General features: G+C 62.5%; 22 protein-coding genes. 7 read left to right on the plus strand and 15 right to left on the minus strand.

Annotated elements, in window-relative coordinates:
- Positions 1-8 precede the first annotated feature (8 nt).
- From CFBP1590_RS15550 to CFBP1590_RS15580, 7 genes are all read left to right on the plus strand, one after another.
- Complete coding sequence (locus tag CFBP1590_RS15550) at positions 9-917, plus strand: ABC transporter permease (protein ID WP_029242088.1); 909 nt, start codon at positions 9-11, stop codon at positions 915-917.
- A 16-nt stretch (positions 918-933) separates the two neighbouring features.
- Positions 934-1,935 (plus strand): ABC transporter ATP-binding protein, encoded by a 1,002-nt coding sequence (locus tag CFBP1590_RS15555; RefSeq protein ID WP_088235455.1) that lies wholly within the window; start codon positions 934-936, stop codon positions 1,933-1,935.
- Positions 1,932-2,942, plus strand: a complete 1,011-nt coding sequence (locus CFBP1590_RS15560; RefSeq protein ID WP_088235456.1) for an ABC transporter ATP-binding protein — start codon at positions 1,932-1,934, stop codon at positions 2,940-2,942. Before CFBP1590_RS15555 ends, CFBP1590_RS15560 begins: the two co-directional genes overlap by 4 nt.
- A complete protein-coding gene (locus CFBP1590_RS15565; protein ID WP_088235457.1) occupies positions 2,939-4,366 on the plus strand; it encodes a M20 family metallopeptidase in 1,428 nt (475 codons plus the stop codon). The genes CFBP1590_RS15560 and CFBP1590_RS15565 overlap by 4 nt, the downstream gene beginning before the upstream one ends.
- Entirely contained in the window at positions 4,363-5,511 is a 1,149-nt protein-coding gene (locus CFBP1590_RS15570; RefSeq protein WP_058431739.1) for a M20 family metallopeptidase, read from the plus strand. The genes CFBP1590_RS15565 and CFBP1590_RS15570 overlap by 4 nt, the downstream gene beginning before the upstream one ends.
- 335 nt (positions 5,512-5,846) lie before the next feature.
- Positions 5,847-7,370, plus strand: coding sequence for an amidase (locus CFBP1590_RS15575; RefSeq protein WP_088235458.1), 1,524 nt, complete (start codon positions 5,847-5,849; stop codon positions 7,368-7,370).
- 85 nt (positions 7,371-7,455) lie between these two features.
- The gene (locus tag CFBP1590_RS15580; RefSeq protein ID WP_029242094.1) at positions 7,456-8,358 is read left to right on the plus strand and encodes an AEC family transporter; all 903 of its coding nucleotides are present in this window, start codon (positions 7,456-7,458) and stop codon (positions 8,356-8,358) included.
- Positions 8,359-8,398: 40 nt separating this feature from the next.
- On the opposite strand, the gene CFBP1590_RS15585 is transcribed toward CFBP1590_RS15580, so the two are convergent.
- From CFBP1590_RS15585 to CFBP1590_RS28715, 15 genes are all read right to left on the minus strand, one after another.
- The gene (locus CFBP1590_RS15585) at positions 8,399-10,759 is read right to left on the minus strand and encodes a glucose/quinate/shikimate family membrane-bound PQQ-dependent dehydrogenase (RefSeq protein WP_050575370.1); all 2,361 of its coding nucleotides are present in this window, start codon (positions 10,757-10,759) and stop codon (positions 8,399-8,401) included.
- Between the two features lie 592 nt (positions 10,760-11,351).
- Complete coding sequence (gene phnP, locus CFBP1590_RS15590; protein WP_088235459.1) at positions 11,352-12,101, minus strand: phosphonate metabolism protein PhnP; 750 nt, start codon at positions 12,099-12,101, stop codon at positions 11,352-11,354.
- Positions 12,092-12,658, minus strand: coding sequence for a phosphonate metabolism protein/1,5-bisphosphokinase (PRPP-forming) PhnN (phnN, locus tag CFBP1590_RS15595; protein ID WP_004888387.1), 567 nt, complete (start codon positions 12,656-12,658; stop codon positions 12,092-12,094). The genes phnP and phnN overlap by 10 nt, the downstream gene beginning before the upstream one ends.
- Positions 12,658-13,803: an alpha-D-ribose 1-methylphosphonate 5-triphosphate diphosphatase gene (locus tag CFBP1590_RS15600; protein WP_029242097.1), complete on the minus strand. Its 1,146-nt coding sequence runs from the start codon at positions 13,801-13,803 to the stop codon at positions 12,658-12,660. The genes phnN and CFBP1590_RS15600 overlap by 1 nt, the downstream gene beginning before the upstream one ends.
- Positions 13,797-14,513 carry a phosphonate C-P lyase system protein PhnL gene (phnL, locus tag CFBP1590_RS15605; protein WP_029242098.1) on the minus strand — a complete coding sequence of 239 codons (717 nt, stop codon included), beginning with the start codon at positions 14,511-14,513 and terminating at the stop codon, positions 13,797-13,799. Before phnL ends, CFBP1590_RS15600 begins: the two co-directional genes overlap by 7 nt.
- A 22-nt stretch (positions 14,514-14,535) precedes the next feature.
- Positions 14,536-15,345 carry a phosphonate C-P lyase system protein PhnK gene (phnK, locus tag CFBP1590_RS15610; RefSeq protein ID WP_050575372.1) on the minus strand — a complete coding sequence of 270 codons (810 nt, stop codon included), beginning with the start codon at positions 15,343-15,345 and terminating at the stop codon, positions 14,536-14,538.
- 8 nt (positions 15,346-15,353) lie between these two features.
- Positions 15,354-16,226 (minus strand): alpha-D-ribose 1-methylphosphonate 5-phosphate C-P-lyase PhnJ, encoded by an 873-nt coding sequence (locus CFBP1590_RS15615; RefSeq protein WP_088235460.1) that lies wholly within the window; start codon positions 16,224-16,226, stop codon positions 15,354-15,356.
- Complete coding sequence (locus tag CFBP1590_RS15620) at positions 16,223-17,302, minus strand: carbon-phosphorus lyase complex subunit (RefSeq protein WP_004888380.1); 1,080 nt, start codon at positions 17,300-17,302, stop codon at positions 16,223-16,225. The genes CFBP1590_RS15615 and CFBP1590_RS15620 overlap by 4 nt, the downstream gene beginning before the upstream one ends.
- The gene (gene phnH, locus CFBP1590_RS15625; RefSeq protein WP_088235461.1) at positions 17,302-17,898 is read right to left on the minus strand and encodes a phosphonate C-P lyase system protein PhnH; all 597 of its coding nucleotides are present in this window, start codon (positions 17,896-17,898) and stop codon (positions 17,302-17,304) included. The genes CFBP1590_RS15620 and phnH overlap by 1 nt, the downstream gene beginning before the upstream one ends.
- The gene (phnG, locus tag CFBP1590_RS15630) at positions 17,898-18,383 is read right to left on the minus strand and encodes a phosphonate C-P lyase system protein PhnG (RefSeq protein ID WP_088235462.1); all 486 of its coding nucleotides are present in this window, start codon (positions 18,381-18,383) and stop codon (positions 17,898-17,900) included. The genes phnH and phnG overlap by 1 nt, the downstream gene beginning before the upstream one ends.
- A gap of 14 nt (positions 18,384-18,397) precedes the next feature.
- The gene (phnF, locus tag CFBP1590_RS15635) at positions 18,398-19,102 is read right to left on the minus strand and encodes a phosphonate metabolism transcriptional regulator PhnF (protein ID WP_088235463.1); all 705 of its coding nucleotides are present in this window, start codon (positions 19,100-19,102) and stop codon (positions 18,398-18,400) included.
- A gap of 37 nt (positions 19,103-19,139) precedes the next feature.
- On the minus strand, positions 19,140-19,928 hold the full coding sequence (phnE, locus tag CFBP1590_RS15640) for a phosphonate ABC transporter, permease protein PhnE (protein ID WP_004888371.1): 789 nt from the start codon (positions 19,926-19,928) through the stop codon (positions 19,140-19,142).
- A 61-nt stretch (positions 19,929-19,989) separates the two neighbouring features.
- Positions 19,990-20,997 (minus strand): phosphonate ABC transporter substrate-binding protein, encoded by a 1,008-nt coding sequence (gene phnD / locus CFBP1590_RS15645; RefSeq protein WP_088235464.1) that lies wholly within the window; start codon positions 20,995-20,997, stop codon positions 19,990-19,992.
- A gap of 65 nt (positions 20,998-21,062) precedes the next feature.
- Positions 21,063-21,896 carry a phosphonate ABC transporter ATP-binding protein gene (phnC, locus tag CFBP1590_RS15650; protein ID WP_088235465.1) on the minus strand — a complete coding sequence of 278 codons (834 nt, stop codon included), beginning with the start codon at positions 21,894-21,896 and terminating at the stop codon, positions 21,063-21,065.
- A 932-nt stretch (positions 21,897-22,828) separates the two neighbouring features.
- A complete protein-coding gene (locus CFBP1590_RS28715; protein WP_407072014.1) occupies positions 22,829-23,593 on the minus strand; it encodes a methyl-accepting chemotaxis protein in 765 nt (254 codons plus the stop codon).
- Positions 23,594-23,646 lie beyond the last annotated feature (53 nt).

The following is a 23,646-nucleotide window of genomic DNA, read 5'->3' on the forward strand; positions in this document are numbered from 1 at the left end:
GAGGTTCCATGAGCACAACCACCGCTTCGCCGCTGGTGATCAACGATTACCAGCCGCCCGCCAGAAGTGTCTTGCGCACGTTGCGCCTGAGCTTTGGCCATCGCGGCTTTGCCATCGGTGCCGTATTGCTGCTGATCATCGTGCTGGGCGCGCTGTTCGCACCGTGGCTCGCGCCGTACGACCCTTACACCCAGGACGTGATGCTGCGCATGAAACCGCCGGTATGGATGGCCAACGGCACCTGGGACTACGTACTCGGCACCGACAAACTGGGCCGCGATTACCTGTCGCGTTTGCTGTACGGGGCACGCATTTCGTTGTTCATCGGGTTCTCGGCGGCGCTGATTTCCGGCGTCATCGGCACCATCATGGGCCTGCTCGCCGGTTACTTCGGCGGCAAGGTGGACGCTGTCATCAGCTACCTGATCACCACGCGTCTGGCGATGCCGGTGGTCATGATCGCGCTGGCCTCCGCTTCGTTGATCGGCGGTTCGCTGAAGGTGGTGATCATCCTCCTCGGCTGCCTGTTGTGGGACCGCTTCGCCGTGGTGGTGCGTGCTGCCGTGCAACAGATTCGTGATGCCGAGTACGTCGCTTCGGCGCAGGCGCTCGGCTGCTCGACCCTGCGCATTCTGGCCAGTGAAATCCTGCCCAATCTGGTCGGTGCGCTGATCGTGGTCGCCACGCTGGAAATGGCCCACGCCATCCTGCTGGAGTCGGCGCTGTCGTTCCTCGGCGTCGGCGTGCAACCGCCGATTCCGTCCTGGGGCCTGATGATCGCCGAAGGCAAGCCGTACATGTTCTTTTCCCCATGGGTCATCGCCATTCCCGGTATCGCACTGATGGTGCTGGTACTGGGCATCAATCTGGTCGGCGACGGCCTGCGTGATCTGATCCTGCCCGACGGGCGCAACTGACAGAGGAGATTCGGACATGGCGCTGTTGCATGTTGAAAACCTGCGTGTCGACATCCCCTTGGGGCAGGACACGCTGCACGCGGTACGCGGCCTGGACTTTCAGGTCGAACGAGGAGAGATGTTGTGCATCGTCGGCGAGTCGGGCTGCGGCAAATCCCTGACCTCGCTGGCGCTCATGGACCTGCTGCCTCGCAAGGCCCGGCGCACCGCAACCCGGCTGAGTCTGGACGGCATCGACATGCTGGGCCAGAGCGAGCGGCAGATGTGCGACCTGCGCGGCAACCGGCTGGCGATGATCTTTCAGGAGCCTATGACCTCGCTCAACCCGGCCTACAGCATTGGCGATCAGCTCAGCGAAGTGCTGACCCGGCATCGCAAGGTGTCACGCAAGGAGGCCCTGCTGCGGGCTGCGCAGATGCTGGAAAAGGTCGGCATCAGCAACGCCACCGAACGCTTGCGCCAGTATCCGCATCAGCTTTCGGGAGGTCTGCGTCAGCGGGTGATCATCGCCATGGCGCTGATGTGCGAACCGGATGTGATCATCGCCGACGAACCCACCACGGCGCTGGACGTGACCATTCAGGCGCAGATCCTGCGGCTGATCCGCGACCTTCAGAAAGAACTGGGGCTGGCGGTGATCTTCATCACCCACGACCTGGGACTGGTGGCGCGCATTGCCGACCGCGTGGCGGTGATGTACGCCGGGCAGATCGTCGAGACCGCGCCTGCCGTCGAGCTGTTCGAAAACCCGCAGCATCCTTATACGCGTGGCTTGCTGGCGAGCATTCCGATTCCGGGACGCACTCAACCGGGTCAACCCTTGGGCTCGATTCCCGGTCTGGTGCCCAGCCTCGTTGGCGAGCAGCACGGTTGTGCGTTTCGCAACCGCTGCCCGCAGGCGATTCCAGCCTGCGCCGACGACGTTCCGGCCATCAACGACCACGACCATATGACCCGCTGCCTGTTTGCGGCACCGGGCGCGGAACCGGTGTTTCATCGCGAGGGCGCACGGTCATGAATCAGGCACTGAAAACCGGCTTAAAAAAAGACATCGCCCTGGAGCTGTGTGACATCCGGCGCGAGTTCACCATCAGCCGGGGCTTCTTCAAACCGACTGCCACATTGAAAGCCGTCGATGGCGTGTCGCTGCGCCTGATGCGCGGTGAAACTCTTGGGCTGGTCGGCGAATCCGGCTGCGGCAAAAGTACCCTGGCGAAGATGCTGCTGGGTCTGCTGGCGCCCAGCAGCGGCGACGTGCTGGTCAATGGCAAGCATCTGGCGGGCACCGACCGCAAGGAAATGGCGCGGCGCATTCAGCCGATCTTTCAGGACCCCTACTCTTCACTTAATCCACGCAAAACCCTGCGCGAAATCGTCACCCTGCCGCTGATCGTGCACGACATCGGCAGCAACGCAGAACGCCGCAAGCGCACCGAAGACATGATGGACGTGGTCGGCCTGCCCAAGCGGGTGATCGACAGTTACCCCAGCCAGTTGTCCGGCGGCCAGCGCCAGCGTGTGGCGATTGCGCGGGCGCTGGTGATGCGCCCCGATGTGCTGATCTGCGACGAACCTACCTCGGCGCTGGACGTGTCGGTTCAGGCGCAGATTCTCAATCTGTTGCAGGACCTCAAGCAGGAGTTCGGCCTGACCTATCTGCTGATCAGTCACAACCTGGCGGTCATCGAACATCTGGCCGACCGAGTGGCTGTGATGTACCTGGGCAAGATCGTCGAGGAGCGCACCCGCGAATCGCTGTTTGCCCTGCCCGGTCATCCCTACACCCAGGCGCTGCTGGACTCGATGCTCACACCCGATCCGCATCTGGGCATTCCCGAACTGGGCCTGCAGGGCGCCTTTCCCAACCCCATGTCGCCGCCGTCGGGCTGTGCGTTTCATCCACGCTGCCCAAGCTGCATGACGGTCTGCAAGAACCAGTACCCCGCCACCGACACGCTGGAAGGCGGAACCGTCCGTTGCCATTTGCGTGACACCCCGAAAACCCTGGAGCTGATGCCCTCATGACTAGCCGTTCGCACGCCATCGACAACGTCACCGAACAGTTCGACAACGGCGCGTTCTTCGCCCTGCTCGGCGAGAGCGTCGCGTACCCGACCCAGAGTCAGGAGCCGGAAAGCCTGTCCGAGTTGTACCGCTACCTCACCGACTTCATCACGCCGCAGGTCGAGCGGCTGGGCTTCACAGCCAGCCTTCACGACAACCCGGTGGCCGGGCGCGGCCCGCTGCTGATTGCCACACGAATCGAAGATCCGTCCCTGCCGACCCTGCTCAGTTACGGGCATGGCGACGTGGTGCGCGGCTACGATGCGCAATGGCAGCCGGGCCTGTCGCCCTGGCAGGTGGTCGAGCGCGGCGAGCGCTGGTATGGCCGGGGCACAGCGGACAACAAGGGCCAGCACCTGATCAACCTTACGGCGCTCGAGCAGACGCTCAAGGCACGGGGCGGCAAGCTGGGTTTCAACGTCAAGCTGCTGCTGGAAATGGGCGAAGAAGACGGATCACCGGGGTTGAGCCTGTTTTGCCAGCAGCACGCAGAAGACCTGGCCGCCGACATTTTCATCGCCTCCGACGGACCACGTCTGGCGGCGGCAAGGCCAACGCTGTTTCTCGGCTCGCGTGGCGTCTTCAACTTCGAGCTCAGCGTGCACTTGCGCGATGGCGCGCATCACTCCGGCAACTGGGGCGGGCTGTTGGCCAACCCCGGCATCATTCTGGCCAACGCCATCGCCAGCCTCGTCGACGAACACGGCCGGGTCAAAGTTGCGGGGCTGATGCCGACCGCCATTCCCGAGGCGGTGCGTACGGCACTGGCCGATATCGAAGTGGGCGGCGGGCCCGGCGATCCGGTCATTGATCCGCACTGGGGCGAGCCGGATCTTTCATTGAGCGAGAAAGTCTTCGGCTGGAACACGCTGGACGTTCTGACCTTCAAGACCGGCAATCCTGATGCTCCGGTCCACGCCATTCCCGGCAAGGCCCATGCGCTGTGCCACATACGCTTCGTGGTCGACAGCGATTACACGACGTTCATTCCGGCCGTGCGGGCGCATCTGGATGCGCACGGTTTTACTCAGGTGGAGGTGAAGCAGACGCGCATGGACGTCATGCATGCCACGCGCCTGTCACCGGACAGCCCGTGGGTCGGCTGGGCGCTGGAGTCACTGAGCAGAACCACCGGCAAGAAACCTGCGCTGCTGCCCAATCTGGGCGGTTCATTGCCCAATGACGTGTTTGCCGAGGTGCTCGGTTTGCCGACGGTCTGGGTGCCCCATTCCTACCCGGCCTGCTCACAGCATGCACCCGATGAACATCTGCTGGCCCCGGTGGTGAAAGAAAGCCTGCAGATCATGGCCGGTCTATTCTGGGACCTGGGCAATGACGGCGCTCGTCTGGCCCGTGAACATCAGGCACAGGAAACAGGCCAATGAATCAGGCACAACTGAACGCAACACAATGGCTGTCCGGGCAATTCGACGCCATGGAGGCATTACTGCAACAACTGGTCGACATCGACTCCAACAGCTACGACAAGGCCGGTGTCGATGCCGTCGGCGACCTGCTTGCGGCGCAGTTGCAGGCCGACGGGATAGGTGTAGAGCGCATTGCAGTCGAGGGCTTTGGCGATGTGTTGCTGGCTGAACTGCCCGGTGGACCGGGCAAGCCGGTCCTGTTGTTGGGTCATCGCGACACGGTATTCCCCAAGGGCACCACCACGACCCGTGGTTACACGCGGGACGAGAAGCTGGCGTATGGCCCTGGCGTTGCCGACATGAAAGGCGGTCTGGTGCTGAACTGTTTTGCGCTCAAGGCACTCAAGCGCGCCGGTCCGCTGCCGTTTCCGGTGCAGATTCTGTATACCGGCGACGAAGAGATCGGCTCAGGCAGTGCACGCGTGCACATCGAACGACACGCCAGAGCCGCCCGGGCCGTGCTCAATCCCGAGCCGGGCCGGGCCAGCGGCAATGTGGTCAGCGCCCGCAAAGGCGGCGCCACGCTGGTCATCGAAGTCAGCGGCCGGGCTGCGCACTCCGGCGTCAACCATGCCGACGGTGCCAGCGCCATTGAGGCGCTGGCACACAAGGTGATCAAGCTGCATGCGCTGACCGACTACGCGGCGGGTATCACCACCAACGTCGGGTTGATGTCGGGCGGAACCTCCAGCAATACCGTGGCTCCGACCGCCACAGCCAGACTCGACGTGCGCTTTATCGAATTGCGTCAGTGGGACGACATACTCACGGCCATTCAGGCCATCGTCGACGCGGAGGAACTGCCCGGCACCTCGGCCAGACTGCTGGAAGCCACGACCTTCCTGCCGATGGAAGCGCAGCACAGCACCGACCTGTTGCAGCGCTACCAGAGCGTCGCGGCGGAACTGGGGTTCAGCGTGGAAGGCGAATTCACCGGCGGCTGTGCCGACTCGGGCTTCACCGCAAGCCTGGGCATCCCGACCCTGTGCGGACTGGGGCCGGTGGGCGGCAAGGTGCATACAGACCGCGAATACCTGGAGCTCGACACCCTCGTGCCGCGCGGTCAGGCGCTGGTAGCGACCATCGTGGGGTTGGCGGAATGATCGGGCGATTGTTCCCTAGCTCTGCGCTCATCGTTATGCACAACTCCGCCTCGACACTGATCGTGCCCATGCTCCGCGTGGGCATGCATCCCGTGACGCTCCGCGTCACAAATGGCACAGATTGCGGATTCGGTGAGCCGGGCGCATGACGTGGATAACGCTGGAGCTTGGGCGCGCATCTGCGTCACATTCCAGAGCGGACGCGGAGCGTCCTGAGAGGCGTTACCACGCAGAGCGTGGGAACGATCATCAAAGGCTTGCGCGCCCACTTTGAGCGCGAGGGCGGGAACGATCAGTGTCATCTCTGGGCTGGCCCTATTATTTGAGGAAACCACATGCCTTTTTCATCCGACCTGCTGGAAAAATCTGCCACCGAATTGCGCACGCTTATAGGCAATCGACAGCTGTCGCCCCTCGAGCTGCTGAACGCCAGCATCGAACGCATTGAGACCCTAAACCCAAAGATCAACGCCTTCGCCGCAACCTGCTTCGAGCGGGCGCGGGAGGAAGCGGTGCAGGCCGAACAGGCCGTGATGCAAGGCAAGCCGCTGGGTTTGCTGCATGGTCTGCCGATCGGGATCAAGGACCTGGAAGAAACCGCAGGCGTCCTCACCACCTACGGCTCGCAACTGTTTCGCGACAATATTCCGCGTCAGGACAACCTGCTGGTGACGCGTCTGCGCAGCGCCGGGGCGATCATGGTCGGCAAGACCAACGTCCCGGAGTTGGGCGCAGGCGCCAACACCCGCAACGTGGTGTGGGGCGCAACCGGCAACCCGTTCAATCCCGAGCTGAACGCGGGCGGCTCGTCCGGGGGTTCCGCCGCAGCGCTGGCGGTGGACATGGTGCCATTGTGCAGCGGCTCGGACACGGGTGGCTCGTTACGCATCCCTGCGGCGCTGTGTGGCATCGTCGGCCTGCGCCCTTCACCCGGACTGGTGCCGAGCGAGCGCAAAAAACTTGGCTGGACGCCGCTGTCGGTGGTCGGTCCCATGGGACGCAACGTCGCCGATACGCTGCTGCAGCTGCGTGCCAGCGCCGGTCTGGCGCACTCCGACCCACTGAGCTATGCAGTGGCAGACAACGAGTTTGCGCCGCGCACCGTCGACCTGAGCCAATTGCGCATCGGCTACAGCGAAGACTTCGGCACCTGCGCGGTGGACGAGCAGATCCGCGCAGTGTTCCGGGAAAAGATCGGCGTCCTGAAATCGCTGTTCAAATCCTGCGAGCCCATCGACCTGAACCTCGGCACTGCGCATCGCACATTCGACGTCCTTCGCGCCGAGGCCTTCGTTGCGGGTTTGCAGGACGCCCACGACAAGGATCCCGACGCACTCGGCCCCAACACCCGCGCCAATTTCGACATGGGCGCGGCCATGTCGCTGCAGGATTGCGTAAAAGCGCATGCCGAGCAGAGTCGTCTGTTCCGCAGCTTTCAAAAGCAGTTCGAGCGTTACGACCTGATCCTTGCGCCGACCACGCCGGTGTCGCCGTTCCCGTGGAGCGAGCTGTACCTGCGTGAAGTCAACGGCGTGCAACTGGACAATTATTACCGCTGGCTGGCGCTCTGCTACACCATCACCCTGACCACCAATCCGGCCCTGTCGCTGCCCTGCGGCACCGATCACAACGGCATGCCGTTCGGCCTGCAACTGATTGGCGGCTTCCGGGGCGATGCCGCGTTGATGGCCTGCGCTCATGCACTGGAACAGGCCACCTCGGCAGATTCACGTGTGTGTCGCCCGCGTCCCGATCTGCAGAAACTGCTGGCATCGGCTGTCGATCTGAAACATATCGTGACCCATCCGCCGATCCATGAAGGCTCGCAGACGGTCAGGCCGGATATAGGGGCGATGTGATAGCCATTTGATACGCAGCGGTGCATAGGTAAAGTTGCAACGCTGGTTCATACTGCGCGGCCATGTTCTCAAGGAGCCAGAGCCCGTGGCCGTTCTGCAAGCCATCCTGCCCGTTTTTCTATTGATCGTTCTCGGCTATGTGCTGGGTAAACGCAAGACCCTGACTGTCGAGAGCACCAAGGCCTTGAGCGTGCTGGCCTTCAAACTGTTTCTACCGATGGTGCTGTTCACCGGGATGGTCAAGGCACCGCTGCACGACGGCCTCGATCTGCGCGTGCTGGCGGCGTATTTCGTTCCTGCCCTGATCGTGTTTGTCTTGATCAACTTGATCATGCACCGGTCTGGCAGCACCTCGACGCCCTTCGGCCTGACCGCCAGCTTCTCCAACAACATCCTGATCGGTATTCCGCTGGTGGTCGGTGTGTTCGGCGATCAGGGGCTGGTGTTGCTGTTCACGGTCATCGCGGTACACAGCCTGACCCTGTTCACCTTCCAGAGCCTGTACGACAGCATGGCCGGTGATCAACCATTCAACACCCGCTCGCTGTTCGCCAGCCTGGCTAACCCGTTGATCATCGGGCTGTTGCTGGGGATTGGGGTCAACCTGTCAGGGATAGTGCTGCCCGAATGGGCCGATCATCTGACCACCTGGCTCGCCCAGGCTGCCCTGCCCTGCGCCTTGATCGTGCTGGGCTCCAACCTTTCCAGTTTCAAACTGACACCCAGCCCGCAGGCGCTGGGCATCACCGTCGGCAAGCTGTTCCTGATGCCGCTGCTGGTATTGCTGGCGTGCATGCTGCTGGGTATCGAGGGGTTGTCGCGAGGCGTGCTGGTGCTGATGGCCGCAGGCCCTGCCGGGGTCAACGTGCTGGGCTTTGCCCGTAGCGTGCCGCATGTGCAGAAAACCAGTTCGGCGATCTGCCTGACCACGGTGCTGTCGGCCGCGACGCTGCCCTTGTGGATGTGGCTGGTGAGCTTGATCGGATAAGACCCGAGAGGCAGCCACTGCCTCTCGGGCCTGCCACACGTTACTGGGGTAACGCGTAGGCAATCACGTAGTCGCCACGATCAGGCGACTGACGGGCACCACCGGCGGTGAGCAGAATGTACTGTCGGCCGGTCTTGGGTGACACGTAGGTCATCGGGCCGGATTGGCTGCCAACCGGCAGACGGGCCTTCCAGATTTCGTTGCCGTTGCCGCTGTCGAAGGCACGCAGATAGAAATCCTGAGTACCCGCGAAGAACAGCAGACCCGACTGCGTGGAAAGCGAAGCGCCCAGGGTCGGCATGCCGATCGGAATCGGCAGACCCATGCGGATGCCCATCGGTCCGGTGTCCTTGACCGTGCCGACCGGCACCTGCCAGACCAGTTTTTTGGTCTTCAGGTCGATGGCCGACAGGGTGCCGAACGGCGGTGCCTGACACGGAATACCGACCGCCGACAGGAAGCGCTGACGCATGGCGCCAAACGGCGTGCCGGTCTGCGGCACAACGCCCATCTCGATGCCGCTGGCACCGGCAGCGATCTTGTCACGCGGGATCATGTAGTTGGCCAGACCCAGGCGCATGTCGTTGACGAACATGTAGCTGTTGGTCGGATCGACCGACACGCTGCCCCAGTTCATCCCGCCCAGCGAGCCCGGGAATTGCAGCGCGTGGTCCATGCCTGGCGGCGTGTAGACGCCTTCATGTCGCATGCCCTTGAAGGCAATTCGGCACATCAACTGGTCAAACGCCGTGGCGCCCCACATGTCGGACTCTTTCAGGGTCTGGTTGCCAATGGACGGCATGTCCACCGAGAACGGCTGGGTCGGCGAATAACGCTCACCCGGCACGCTGCCCTGAGGCACCGGACGCTCTTCGACACGGGAAATCGGCACGCCGGTTTCGCGGTTCAGCAGAAAAATCTCGCCCTGCTTAGTGACCTGCGCCAGCGCAGGCTGAGTGCCGCCCTTGCCGTCCGGGATGTCGTACAGCAGCGGCTGGGCCGGAATATCGAAGTCCCACAGGTCGTGGTGAGTCATCTGGAAATGCCAGCGCACCTGACCGGTCTTGACGTCTACAGCAACGACCGAAGACGACCACTTGTCATCCGCCTCGGTGCGTGTGCCACCGAAGAAGTCCGGCGTGGCGTTGCCGGTCGGCAGGTAGATCAGGCCCAGTTTTTCGTCGTAGGACATGGCTGACCAGACGTTTGGTGTGCCACGCGTGTAGGTCTCGCCTGCTGGCGGACGTTTGGTGGTATCGGGGTTGCCAGGATCCCAGGCCCAGACCAGCTCACCGCTGTGCACATCGAAAGCGCGCACCACGCCGGGCGGTTCGCCCGTGGAGAAGTTGTCGGCGACACGACCGCCCACCACGACAACGTTGCCAGCGACCAGAGGTGTCGAGGTTTGCTGGTAATAGCCTTCCTTGACTTCACCCATATCGGTCTTCAGGTCAACCACACCCTGGGTGCCGAAGTCTGTGCAGGCCTCGCCGGTTCTGGCATCCAGCGCGATCAGGCGTGCATCGCCAGTCGGCAGGAAAATACGGCTGGCGCAGGCGGCAGGCTGAGCGCTCGCCTCGGCGGCAGGCGTTGCGAAGTAGCCCAGACCACGGCAGCGCTGCCAGTTGGGCGCACTGCCCTTGGGGTCGAACTTCCAGCGCTGCTCACCGGTATCGGCATCCAGCGCGAAAACCTTGCCGTAGGCGGTACAGGTGTAGACCGTGTCGCCGATCTGCAACGGCGTGTTCTGGTCTTCGGCACCTGCGCCGGTACTCTGCGGAATATCGCCGGTGTGGAACGTCCAGGCTACCTGCAGCTTGTCGATGTTGCCTTTGTTGATCTGATCCAGCGCCGCGAAACGGTTGCCCGCCGGGGTGTTGCCCCAGTGCGCCCAGTCCTTCTGCTCGCTGCCCGGAGCGACCGGCACAACGTCCGGCACGCTGCTGGCGCTGACCACATGAGTCGGCACGAACATATAGCCGATGGTCGCCACAACGCCAATGGCCAGCACGCCTGCCAGACCATAGGCACCCCGCCCTGCCTGAGCGCCGGAAGCGCGGACCAGTGTCGGGTAGATCAGCGCAACCACCAGACCGATCACGGCGAACGTCAGCACGCGTGAAACCAGCGGCCAATAATGCAGCCCTGCATCCCAGACTGCCCAGATCGCAGTCAGAACAAGGGCCACACCATAGATCAGCGCACCTTTGGGCTGCCGCTTCGCAATCAACGCGCCGCTGATCAGCATCGCCAGGCCCATGAGCAGGAAGAACCAGCTCCCGCCCAACGCCACCAGATAACCGCCCCCACCCGCCAGGCCAAGCCCGATCAATGCGATAAGCGCCCCCAATACGAGCATCCCCACCCTGCTCCCCGCCCCTGTGTCTTGTTTGCCAGTCATGTGTCGAACCTGTCGGATTTTTACAGCCGCGCAGAATGTACTAACCAGTTCATAATGACAAATTGTCGCAGGCTGTTTCGGCTTGAAAAGCTGATTCTGAGCACATCAAAATTTGCCTGCACGCCTGGAACGGCGCGACATTGATGTTGTGGGCGATCAGCGAACGGAATCGGACAGGGCGATTTATGGAGGGTCGATATCGGCCCCTAGCCGATCAATAGCGCCATATCACTGAAACGGCGCGGTTGCGAAGCAAACACCGGACTGTGGGAGGCGCCACCACGTCTTCGACGTAGCGCTGTCGCGCAGCAAACTCAGTGGACTTGTCCGCGAAAAGGCCAATACATCCGACGAATATTCATCGCCTGAAATACAGTATTCGCGGACAAACGGAACGCCGCCCGGTCCGCTCCCACAAAATCGCGTTTCTTCAGTAAGTTACAGGTAGTTTGATAAGAGGCGGCTTGCCGGCGATGCAGTCGACGCGGTATGTCGGGAAAATCGCGTGATCGTTCATCGCCGGCAAGCCGCCTCCTACGGTCACGTGTCTGCTGTGCGACTGCGTAGTGTCAGGCAATGGATCACCAAACGTTCAAACCACCATCCCATCCCGAGCAATCATTACGTTGTCCGGTAGTTGCCTCGGTTGTTCCATCAGCCAGGCGTCAAGAGTGTGGCCGATATGGGTCAGGACGGCTTTGACCGGTTTCAGGCGTTCGATGATGTCCAGCGCCAGGGTCAGGTCGTTGTGGTTGCGCGGGGTCTGGAGTTGCGGGGGCATGGAGCAGTCGAGGATCAGGGCGTGCAGCGGCTGGCGTTGCAGGTAGTCGTACGTGGCCTCGGGCAGGCCGACTGTGTCAGTCAGGTAGGCGATGCGTCGCCCGTCGCCCTCCAGCAGGTAACCCAATGTCGGCCGGGAATGCTGCAGCGGTAGCGCAGTGACCTGCAGCGCGCCCAGAACGCGGGTTTCGAAGGCTGCGAACGGCTGGCTGAAATCCAGAATGCCCGGGTGTTTGTACAGGTCCGCCAGGCCTTCCGGATCCACCGGACCGTGCACCGGAATCACCAGACCCTGCCCCCAGCGCAGGTGCAGCAGACCCTGAGCGTGATCGGCGTGGTAGTGGGTCTGCAGAATGCCGCTCAGGCTGCGTGGCGGAAAACGCTCGGTGAGGTCGGTCAGACCGCTGTCGATCAACCAGCGCTGATCGTAGAACTCGACCAGCGCACTGCAAGGCAGACGACGCAACGCTTTGTCGCTCAGTGCCGCCAGACAGGCCGGACACTGACAGCCATACACCGGCACTTGCCGAGCGTCGCCAGTGCCGAGCAGCGTCAGGCGCACGCCGGGTGTTTCTCCAGATAGCGAACCAGCGCAGCAACCGTCTGCTGCAGCTCGCCGGAGTTGTCCAGCGGATAGACGCCAGGGTGGCTGGCCAGCAGATCACCGGCAAACTGCTGATTGCGGTCCAGTCGCGCCTCGATTTCCGGCAGGCTTTCCCGGCCTCTCGCCAGCAGACGCTGACGCAAGACGTCCTGATCCACAGTCAGCAGCACCGCCAGCAGATTGGGATAGCGGCGTTGCGAGCGCTCAAGGTGCGCCCGTGAACCGTTGATCAGCACGTCATGGCCCTCCAGCAGCCACTGGTCGATGACAATCGGGATGCCGTAATGCAAGCCGTTGGCCTGCCAGTTCAACGCGAACGCGCCGTGCTCTCGCATGTGTTCGAACTGCTCGACGTCCACGGCCTGTGCCGCTTCGCCCACGGCCTCGGCGGAACGGGTGATAACCCGCCGCACCACCCGGCAGTTACGCTCCGCCAGGGTGTCGCGAGCCGCGTCCATCAGGCTGTCCTTGCCTGAACCGGACGGCCCGATGAGATAGATCAACCTGCCTGCCATCAGAATACCCTCTTGCCTTGTCGCCAGACTTTATCGATAACCGGCAGATTGCCGTGACTGCGCGCCTGAATCAGGTCGGCACGCAGGCCAATACGAATTTCACCGCGATCAGCCAGCCCCGCCGCCAGTGCCGGCGTGCGGCTGACCATGTTCATCGCCTGAGGCAACCCACAGTCGTTGTCTTGTTCGGCCAGCATGAACGCTGATTGCAGAAGACTCGCCGGATAGTAGTCGCTGGAGAGAATATCCAGTAGTCCTTCTTTGGCCAGCGACGCGGCCGCCACGTTACCGGAGTGCGAGCCGCCGCGCACGATGTTCGGTGCACCCATCAGCACGCTCATGCCCAGACGCCGACAGCCACGGGCCGCTTCCAGGGTGGTCGGAAACTCGGCGATGTTCATGCCGAAGCCCGCCGATTCCTCGACATGGGCCATGGTCGCGTCATCATGACTGGCGATGGACAACCCGCGCGCCAGGCACAGTTCGACAATCGCGCGACGATATCGATCAGCGTATTCGATGGAGTTGGCCACTTGCTCGACGATGAAGCCGTCCATCTCCTGACTGCTCATGTGGTACTTGCCCATGTAGTACTCGCGGTACTTGGACTCCAGCGCGAACTGACGCTGGCCGGGGGCGTGATCCATGACCGACACCAGCTTCACCAGCGGCTGATCCACCAGGTCGCGAAACACACTCAGGGTGTCCGGGTGACTGACTTCGCAGCGCAGGTGCAGCAGGTGCTCGGCGCGGGTCAGGCCTGCATCGCTGGCCGCCGCTATGGCAGCGAGCATCGAGGGCAGTTGCTGCATGCGCTTGCCCTTGGGGTTGATGTCGCCAATCGACAGCGCGTCGAACACCGTGGTGATGCCTGCGGCGACTATCTGCGCATCGTGGCTGATCACTGCCGAGGTTGACGGCCAGTCCACACCGGGACGCGGCGACAGGTGTTTTTCCAGGTTGTCGGTGTGCAGTTCGATCAACCCCGGCAGCAGATAATCACCCTGCATGTCCTGCGCCTGACTCAACGGGCTGCGGCCCGAATCGACCTCGGCGATCAGGCCGTCGCGCACCACCACAGTGCCGGAAAACACCGCATCACCAGTGACTACACGGGCATTGGTGAATATCTGTTCGTTCAGCATTGCAGCAACTCCTTGGCGGTCAGGTCCACCGGGGTCATGTCCAGTTGACGGCTGGCCACCGATTCACGAGCGTCGCGGTCATGGAAAATGCCAATCAGCGCGGCGCCCTCACGTTTGGCTTCGTCGATCAGTTCCAGCACCACCTGACGATTGGCGTCATCCAGCGAAGCCGTCGGCTCGTCCAGCAACAGCACTGGCCAGGGCACCATGAAGGCGCGAGCGATGTTGATGCGTTGCTGTTCGCCACCGGAAAACGTACTGGGTGCCAGCGGCCACAGACGCGGCGCAATGTTCAGACGGGTGAGCAGCAACTCGGCTCGCGCCCTCGCCTGTTCGCGCGGCCAGCCACGTGCCAGCGCCGGTTCCATGACCACGTCCAGACTCGACACGCGAGGAATGACGCGCAGAAACTGACTCACATAGCCCAGCGTCCTGCGCCGCACTTCCAGCACCTGGCGCGGCGTGGCGCCGACCAGCTCGGTCCACTCGCCGTCGTGCTGCACGCGAATGCTGCCAGCAGCAGGCAGGTAGTTGCCGTACAGCGTGCGCAACAAAGTGCTCTTGCCCGTACCGGACGCCCCGCCCAACACCAGACACTCGCCGCTGCGCACCGAGAAATTCAGGCCACGCAGCACATTGAGCACCACGCCGTTGTGTTGATGCAGCGTGAAGTTTTTCGAGAGGTCACGGACCTCGATCAAGGTAGTCATCAGGCTCATCTCTCTGTGCGGATCATGGCTGCAGTACCGAGGAAACCAGCAGCTGTGAATACGGATGCTGCGGGTCATCGAGGATCTGATCGGTGAGCCCCGCCTCGACCACGTGCGAGCGACGCATCACCATCAGCCGGTCCGCCAGCAACCGGGCCACGGCCAGGTCGTGGGTGACGATCACCACCGCCAGGTCCAGCTCGCGCACCAGACCGCGCAACAGGTCCAGCAGACGCGCCTGCACCGAGACATCCAGGCCGCCGGTCGGCTCGTCCATGAACACCAGCCGCGGGCCGGAAACCAGATTGCGGGCGATCTGCAAGCGTTGCTGCATGCCGCCGGAAAAGGTGCGCGGCAGATCATCGATACGCAGCGGATCGATTTCCACCTGACCGAGCCAGTCCAGCGCCGCACCGCGCAACTGCTGATAATTGCGTACGCCCTGGGCCATCAAACGCTCGCCGATGTTGGCCCCCGCCGACACGCCCATGCGCAGGCCGTCACGCGGATTCTGCTCGACGAAGCCCCATTCGGTGCGCAGCAAGGTACGCCGTTGCGCCTCGCTGGCGCTGTATAGATCGAGCCAGCTGCCGTCCTGGCCGCGATAGTCGATACGGCCACTCTCCGGCGCGGAGCGGCCGCTGAGCATTGACAACAACGTGGACTTGCCCGAGCCGGACTCGCCGACGATGCCCAATACCTCACCGGGATACAGGTCGAAACTGACGTTCTGACAGCCCTTCTCCGGCCCGTACAACCGGGTCAGACCGCGGACCCTGAGCAGCGCTTCGTCCAGTTCAGGCCGTGGCGCGTTGGTCGGATTGACCGACATGGCACTGATCATCGGGCGTTCTCCTGCTGGCTGGCCCGCTGGGCGCAATAATCGGTATCGGAGCAGACAAAGCTCTGGGTGCCCGCGTCGTCGAGGATCAGTTCGTCGAGAAAGGAATCATGGCTGCCGCAGATTGCGCAGCATTGCTCCCAACGCTGGACTTCGAACGGGTGATCTTCGAAATCCAGACTCACCACGCGGGTAAAGGGAGGCACCGCGTACAGACGCTTCTCGCGCCCTGCGCCGAACAACATCAGCGCCGGGCTCATGTCCAGCTTGGGGTTGTCGAATTTGGGAATCGGCGACGGATCCATCACATAGCGCTCATCGACCATCACCGGATAGGCATAGCTGGTCGCGATGTGGCCGAAGGTGGCGATGTCTTCGTAGAGCTTGACGTGCATCACCCCGTAATCGTCCAGCGCATGCATGGTCCGGGTCTCGGTTTCGGACGGCTCGATGAAGCGCAGCGGCTCGGGAATCGGCACCTGATACACCATGATCTGGTCAGCGTGCAGCGGGGTTTCCGGGATGCGGTGACGGGTCTGGATCACCGTCGCTTCGGGCGTGCGTTCGGTGGTGGCTACGCCTGCCGTGCGGGCGAAGAAGCGCCGGATCGAGACCGCGTTGGTGGTGTCGTCCGCGCCCTGGTCGATGACCTTGAGCACGTCTTCGGCGCCCAGAATCGCGGCGGTCAGTTGCATGCCGCCGGTGCCCCAGCCATACGGCAACGGCATCTCGCGGCCACCGAACGGCACCTGATAACCGGGAATGGCGACGGCCTGGAGCAAGCCGCGGCGGATCATGCGTTTGGTCTGCTCGTCCAGATAAGCGAAGTTGTAGGCGGTGTCCCGCTCAACGGGCGGTTTGAGGCTGCTCATTGCTCGTTCTCCCCGGTCGCGGTGGGTTTGCGCAGTTTGCGGATCAGTTCCAGTTCGGACTGAAAGTCCACGTAATGCGGCAGCTTCAAGTGCGAAACGAAACCGGCGGCTTCGACGTTGTCGCAGTGGGCCAGCACGAACTCTTCCTGCTGGGCTGGCGAACGGATTTCTTCGTTGTACTCGTCGGCACGCAGCGAGCGATCCACCAACGCCATGCCCATCGCCTTGCGCTCGGCATTGCCGAAGGCCAGACCATAACCACGCGTGAACTGCGCAGGCACAGTGGCCGAGCCGACGAACTGGTTGATCATTTCGCACTCGGTGATTTCGATGTCGCCGATGAGGATGGGAAAGCCCAGTTCCTCCGGCTCGATCCACACCTCCACTTCGCCGATGCGAATCTCGCCTGCAAACGGGTGGTTGCGGCCATAGCCACGCTGGGTCGAGTACCCCAGCGCCAGCAGAAACCCCTCGTCGCCACGGGCCAACGCCTGCAGGCGTTCGGCGCGACTGGACGGATACTCCAGCGGCTCGCGGGTGATATCGGCAATCGGCTCATCGTTGTCGACTTCAGGCTTCATCAGGCCTTCTTTCGCCAACAGACCCAGTACCCGAGGGCACGGCTGCAAGGCAGCATCAGGCGTTACGCTCGGGCCCGGATGCTCGCCTTCGGCCAGCAGCGTGAAATCCAGCAGACGGTGGGTGTAGTCGAAAGTCGGCCCCAGCAACTGCCCGCCGGGCACATCCTTGAACGTGGCGGAAAGACGACGATTGAGCTGCATGTTCGAGGTATTGATGGGCAAACTGGCGCAAAAGCGCGTGAGCGTCGTGCGGTAGGCGCGCAGCAGGAAAATCGCTTCGACCAGATCGCCCGCCGATTGCTTGATCGCCAGCGCGGCCAATTGCTCGTCGTAAAGCGAGCCTTCGGTCATGACCCGGGCGACAGCCAGCGGCAGTTGCTGGCGGATCTGCTCGACGTCAAGTTCAGCGACGGCGGTATCACCACGACGCCTGCTGGCCAGCAAGCGGTGGGCGTTATCGATGGCCTGTTCGCCACCTTTGACGGCGACATACATCAGGCACACTCCTGCACACGGGTGCTGCGTGGCAAGCCGATCATCCGGCTGCCCGACAGAAAGAACACATCGAGCCCGCGCGGGAAGTCGTTGCGCGCCGACCGTTCGGTCCAGAACTCCTTTTCCAGCGGCAAGGCCACGCGATTGCGGTGCTTGATGCCGGGGCCGCTCCAGTCCAGCGGGGTTCCGCCTTCAAGGGCTGGCAACTGGATCAGCAGCGTGCAGGACTGATCCGGATAGCGGTCGTTACCCAGGTCGAATCCGGCCAGGTCCTGTGCCACCGAGGCATCGAGCAGCGCGAAGCGGGCGTTCTGCCGATCGCTGACGATCGGGCAGCCGCAGTGAAATGAGAGATTGGCGCGAATGGCTGGCGTGTCGAAAGCCGGAGCCAGCCAGACCGGTGTGTCCAGGTCCAGCAACGCCAGACACAGCGCGTGGGTGGCGCTGTCGAGTCCCGACAACGCGGGCGGCTGATGGGCGGCGTTCAGGGTCTGGGCAATGCCGGGGCCGGCCAGCGCCTTTAGAGCAGCGCGAAAACTGCGCTGAGCGTCGAGTACCGGGTCGGTGAAGGCAGGTTGCAAAAGGACGGCGTTCATCAGTCTTCTCCTCGGACCAGGGTAAAGAATTCCACTTTGGTCGCGGCGGTTTCTGCGTCTTTGGCGGCCTTGCGCCGGGCCTGTGCCTGGGCAAGGGGTTCGATCAGTTCAGCCAGCCACGATGCCTGCTGAGCGCCCTGCAAATGGGCGTCGGCCAGCGCGGCGAGTTCGGCGTGGTGTTTGTCGCGTCCGGCGAGATAGCTGTAGCCGGTGCGCCCGTCCGCCAGACGGACCACGCAACGGGTCACGCTCATTTCGCCCAGATTGAACGCCGCACCGGTGCCGCCCATGCGCCCGCGCACCAGCGTCATGCCGATTTCCGGCGCACGGATCATCTGGTAGTCGGTGTCGCGCAAGGCGGCTTCATGGCGCTTCATGTGCTCGCGACTGTGCTCATCGACATGCGCCCGGGCGAGGACGCCCATCCAGTGCTGGCGGGCGGCGGTTTCAGGATCGGCTTGAGGGGATTGCTGAGACGATTGCATGGATAACCTCGGCATCAGGTGGTCACTTGGTAGTGGAAGCGGTCGCTGCGGCTGGTGGAACGGGACAGCTCCACCGGCTGACCGGACCGGTCGCAGGAGACGGTCAACACCGTCAGCGCGGGCATATGGCGCGGCATCAACAAATGCGCCGCTTCTTCACGGGTCGGCAGTCGGGCGCCGATCAGGCTCTGTTTGCGGGTCAACGGCAGCTCGCGCTCGGCCAGGTACTGACGCAGCGAGCCGCCGCTGTACTCAGCCAGCAGCTCGCGGTAGTCGGCGCTGAACCGATGCAGAATGAGGCTCACGGGTTGCCCGTCGAGTTTGCGCAGCGTGCGCAGTTCGATGATCGGAGCCAGCTCGTTCAGGCCCAGATGCATGGCGTCCTCGGCATTGGCCTGACAGTCACGGCGCAGCAACAGGATCGCCTCGACCCCGATGCCCTGTGCCGACAGTGACTGGCTGTAGGCGCTGTCGGCCTGCATCGGGTAGATCAACGGGCGTTCCAGCACCTGAGTGCCCTTGCCCTGCCGACGCAACACGCTGCCTTCGCGCACCAGTTCATCGACAGCGCGGCGAACCGTGTGGCGATTGACGCTGAAACGTTCGGCCAGTTGAAACTCGGCCGGCAAATAGTCGCCGGGGCGGTAAGTACCCAGCTCCGCGCGCAGCGTATCGGCCAGTTCGCGGTACAACGGCTCTGTTTGTCTAGACAACTGCATGGTCAAAAAAAGTGCCCATCGGGACACCCCTCTCCGGTCAGATAAATTGCTTGCGCAAGCGTTGCGACGCGATGTCGATCACGCTGACGACGACGATGATCACCAGCAACACGGCGCTGGTCTGGACGAATGCAAAGGCACGGATGTTTTCCCAGAGAATTACCCCGATACCGCCTGCACCGACCATGCCGACCACCGTTGCCGAGCGCACGTTGGACTCGAAACGGTATAGAGCGTAGGAGATCCACAGCGGCATGACCTGCGGGATCACCCCGTAGATCACCTCCTGCAGCGCGCTGGCGCCGGTGGCCCGCACCCCTTCGACCGGGCCTGGATCAATGGCTTCCACGGCCTCGGCGAACAGTTTGGCCAGCACCCCCGTGGTGCTGATCCACAACGCCAGCACGCCCGCGAATGGCCCCAAGCCCACGGCGACCACGAACAGCATCGCGAACACCATTTCATTGATGGAGCGAAAGGCGTCCATGCAGCGGCGCAACGGCAAGTGAATCCACCATGGCGTGATGTTTTCGGAACACAGAATGCCCAGCGGGATGGAACAGACGATGGCCAGCACCGTGCCCCATAAAGCGATCTGAATCGTGACCACCATTTCCGTGAGGTAGCTGCGCCATTCGCGGAAATCCGGCGGGAAGAAGTCGGAAGCGAAAGTCGCCATGTTCCCCGAGTCACGAACCAGCGACAGCGGGTTCATTTCAGCGCCTTGCCAGGCCCAGGCCAGTGCGACCAGAAACAGCCCCCAGCCCAGGTAGCGAGGCCAGGTGCGCTTGCCCGCCACCTGGGTGTATGCAACGTGAGTGTTCATAGCAATCGATGTCCTGATGGCAGTTGCCGGAGCGCGAACGGGAGGTCCGCGCCCCGCTCGTTCAGCCAGCGGTGCTGGATGCCGTTTTCTGGTTCAGTTCGGTAATACGCTCCTGCAGCTTGCTCAGGCCGGCGTCGATTTCCTTCAGCCGGGTTTCCTTTTCCTTGGCGTCGAGTGTGGTGCTGGCCGCGACTTCAGTGCGTTGCTTGAACAATTCCAGCTGGCGAATCGGCAGCAACTGGTCGTCACTGGACTTCAGGAATTTGCCCAACTGCATGTTCTTGAGGACGGTTTTCTCTTCATCGGTATCGCCGTAGCTGGCGAAGAACTCGCGAATTTTCGCCTTGTTCCCGTCCGACAGCGCCTTGCTCCAGACCATTGGATCGGCCGGGATCAGTGGCGATTTCCAGATCACTTTCAGCTGCTCGACCTTGTCCGGCTGAGTGACAGCCAGACGGTCCCAGCTCTCGGTGTTGAATGTCGCTACATCCAGCTGGCCCTTGGCGACGCTGAGCGCGTTGACTTCGTGGCTGGAGTTCAGCGTGCGCTTGAACGCGGTGGACGCATCGACATGGTTTTTGGCGAATACGTAATAGCCCGGCACCAGATAACCGGAGGTGGAGTTCGGGTCGCCGTTGCCGAAGGTCAGAGTCTTGGCGTTCTTGAGCATGTCTTCAACGGAGTTGATCGGGCTGTCCTTGCGCACGATCAGCAGGCTCCAGTAACCGGCCGCGCCATTGGCTGCGGAGGTCTGAGCGAAGATCTCGCCATTGGAGCGATCCACCGCTTCCATGGCGGCCTTGTTGCCCAGCCAGGCCACGTCCACCTTGTTGAAACGCATGCCCTGAATCAGGCCCGCGTAGTCCGAGGCGAAGGTCGCGTTGACCTTGAGCCCGGTTTTCTTGCTCATGTCATCCAGAAAAGGCTGCCAGATGGTTTTGAGGTTCTGCGACGACTCCGTGGACATGATGCCGAAATTGATGACCTTCTCTTCCGCCTGGGCAGTGCCCATTGCGCAAGTGGCCAGCAAAGCGGCAGACGCGAGGACGCGACCGATACGGTTGAACATGAAAGCACTCCTGAGGTGAGGTTCGTGCAACAGCGGTTGATGTCAGAGGACTGAAGCAAAAGTGTTCAGACTTTGGCCAGCGCCAGACGCGCAGGCTTTTCGAGACGAAGCTTTTTCCCGGTGCCGACCAGGCTGCTGCCATGCTCGGCGCCGTAGAGATCGTCGAGGAAGGACGCGCTGAGACCCTGCGCCTGGCCGTCGAAATGGATGCGTCCGCCTTTAAGCGCCACGGCCCGCGGGCAATAGCGCATCGCGTAGTCGACCTGATGCAGGGTAACGACGACGGTCTTGCCGTCGCGGCGGTTGATGTCGGCGAGGATTTCCATGACCCGCCGAGCGGATTCAGGGTCGAGCGAAGCGATGGGCTCGTCAGCGAGGATGACTTCGGCGCGCTGGGTCAGCGCACGGGCGATGGCCACGCGCTGCTGCTGCCCGCCGGACAGGGTCGAGGCGCGCTGCGCGGCAAGGTCCGCCAGACCGACACGCTCCAGTGACGCCATGGCGCGCTGCTTTTCTTCGGTGTTGAACAGCGCGAGGTTGCCACGCCAACGCGGCATGCGGCCGAGGCAGCCGAGCAACACGTTGTCTAGCACGCTGAGGCGATTGACCAGATTGAACTGCTGAAAGATGTAACCGATGTCGGCACGCAGACGGCGTACATGACGATTCAGACGACCCGAGGCCTGCACCTCGCGATCCAGCACCTTGACCTGACCACCGTTTTCCCGATCACAGCACGCCAGCCCCGCCAGATGCCGCAACAGGGTGGACTTGCCCGAGCCTGATGCACCGATCAGCGCGACCATCTCGCCATATTGTATAGACAACTCAAGGCCAACCAGAGCACTTTTACGGGAAAAGCTCTTGTTCAGCCCTTCGACATGGATAGCTGGGTTCATGGTCTGTCTCTGTCTGCCCTACGGCCCGGTGCAGGTCGTATTCGGTTGTCAGCCAGACTGAACCGGACGTGTTGCAGATACGTGAAGCGAGGATGACGAACCCGTAACAGTTTTGCGCAGGTTGCGTTGCAGGTGCGCCAATACCGACGCCGGGACGCGGAGCGTCCCGACACTGGTCGTGCCCATCGCTCCGCGTGGGCGTGCCGCCCGTGACGCTCCGCGTCACAAATGGCACAGACTGCGGATTCAGTGAGCCGAGCGCATGACGTGGGTAACGGTGGAGCTTGGGCTAGCATCTGCGCCACATTCAAGAGCGGACGCGGAGCGTCCTGGGAGGCATTCCCACGCAGAGCGTGAGGAACGATCAGTGTGAGGGCTGGCATCTGTACCCGATCGTTTCTATGCCCCGCGCTCATCGTTATACACAAGTCCGCCCCAACACTGATCGTACCCATCGCTCCGCGTGGGCATGCCTCCCGTGACGCTCCGCGTCACAAATGGCACAGACTGTGGACTCAGTGAGCCGAGCGCCCGGCTCAGGTCACCTTTTCGCCCCTCGGCGACTCACTTTGACGGAGCAAAGTGAGCAAACTCCTTCGCTCCGGTTCCGGCCCCGGCTTCGCCGGGGTTCCTTCGTCCTGACACTGATTCGGGGGTCGCTGCAAATGGGCCATCCATGGCCCAGTGCAGCTCAATCGGCATCCATGCCGATTGCCCCCCGAATCAGCGCCAGGACTCAGCCTTCACCCACGTCGCAATCGGCGGTGTCCGCACTATCGCGCAAAAAAGCACGGCAGTGCCGCTGTCTCACTGGATAGCCAGATGACTTGTGTATAACGATGAGCGTGGGAACGATCGGTATAAGGTTAATGATCGTGCCCATCGCGTGGGCACGATCAGTGTTGAGGCGATAAGCGCATGTCGTTGAGCGATCAGATACGGAAACTGCCCACCAGTTGTTGCAGGCGTGCAGCCTGTTCTTCCAGCGAGTTGCAGGCTTCCAGGGTCTGACGCAGGTTGTCGACACCGAGCTGGTTGAGCGTGTTGATGTGGGTGATGTCGACATTGATCGACTCCACCACCGAGGTCTGCTCTTCGGTCGCAGCCGCAACCGACTGGTTCATGCCATTGATCTCGTCGATGCGGCGGGTCACGCTGCCCAGACGCTCGCCGGCACGGTTGGCGATGCCCACGCTGTCTTCACTCTGACGCTGGCTCTCGGTCATGTTGGTAACCGCTTCACGGGCACCGACCTGCAGTTCCTCGATCATTTTCTGGACCTGCTGAGCCGAGTCCTGAGTCCGGTGAGCCAGGTTGCGCACCTCGTCGGCGACCACCGCGAAACCACGACCGGCTTCACCGGCACGCGCCGCTTCGATGGCTGCGTTGAGCGCCAGCAAGTTGGTCTGCTGGGAAATGCTGGTGATCACCTCGAGAATCTGCCCGATGTTGGCAGTCTTGTCGTTCAGACTTTCGATGTTCACGCACGACTCGCTGATCTTGCCGGACAGCTCGTTCATCGCCTTGATGGTCTGCTGCACGACGGCCTGACCGTCACCGGCCAGCTCACTCGCGTCACTGGACTGCTGCGACGTGCGCGCAGCGTTCTGCGCGATTTCCTGAGCGGCGGCACCCAGCTCGTTGATCGCGGCCGCCACGCTCTCGGTGCGGTTTGCCTGCTGATCGGAGTTGCTCATCGACGCGTTGGAGACCTTTACCACCTGCGTCGCGACCGAACCCAATTGAGCAG

This window comes from Pseudomonas viridiflava, assembly GCF_900184295.1.
In the GTDB taxonomy this organism is placed as follows: domain Bacteria; phylum Pseudomonadota; class Gammaproteobacteria; order Pseudomonadales; family Pseudomonadaceae; genus Aquipseudomonas; species Aquipseudomonas viridiflava.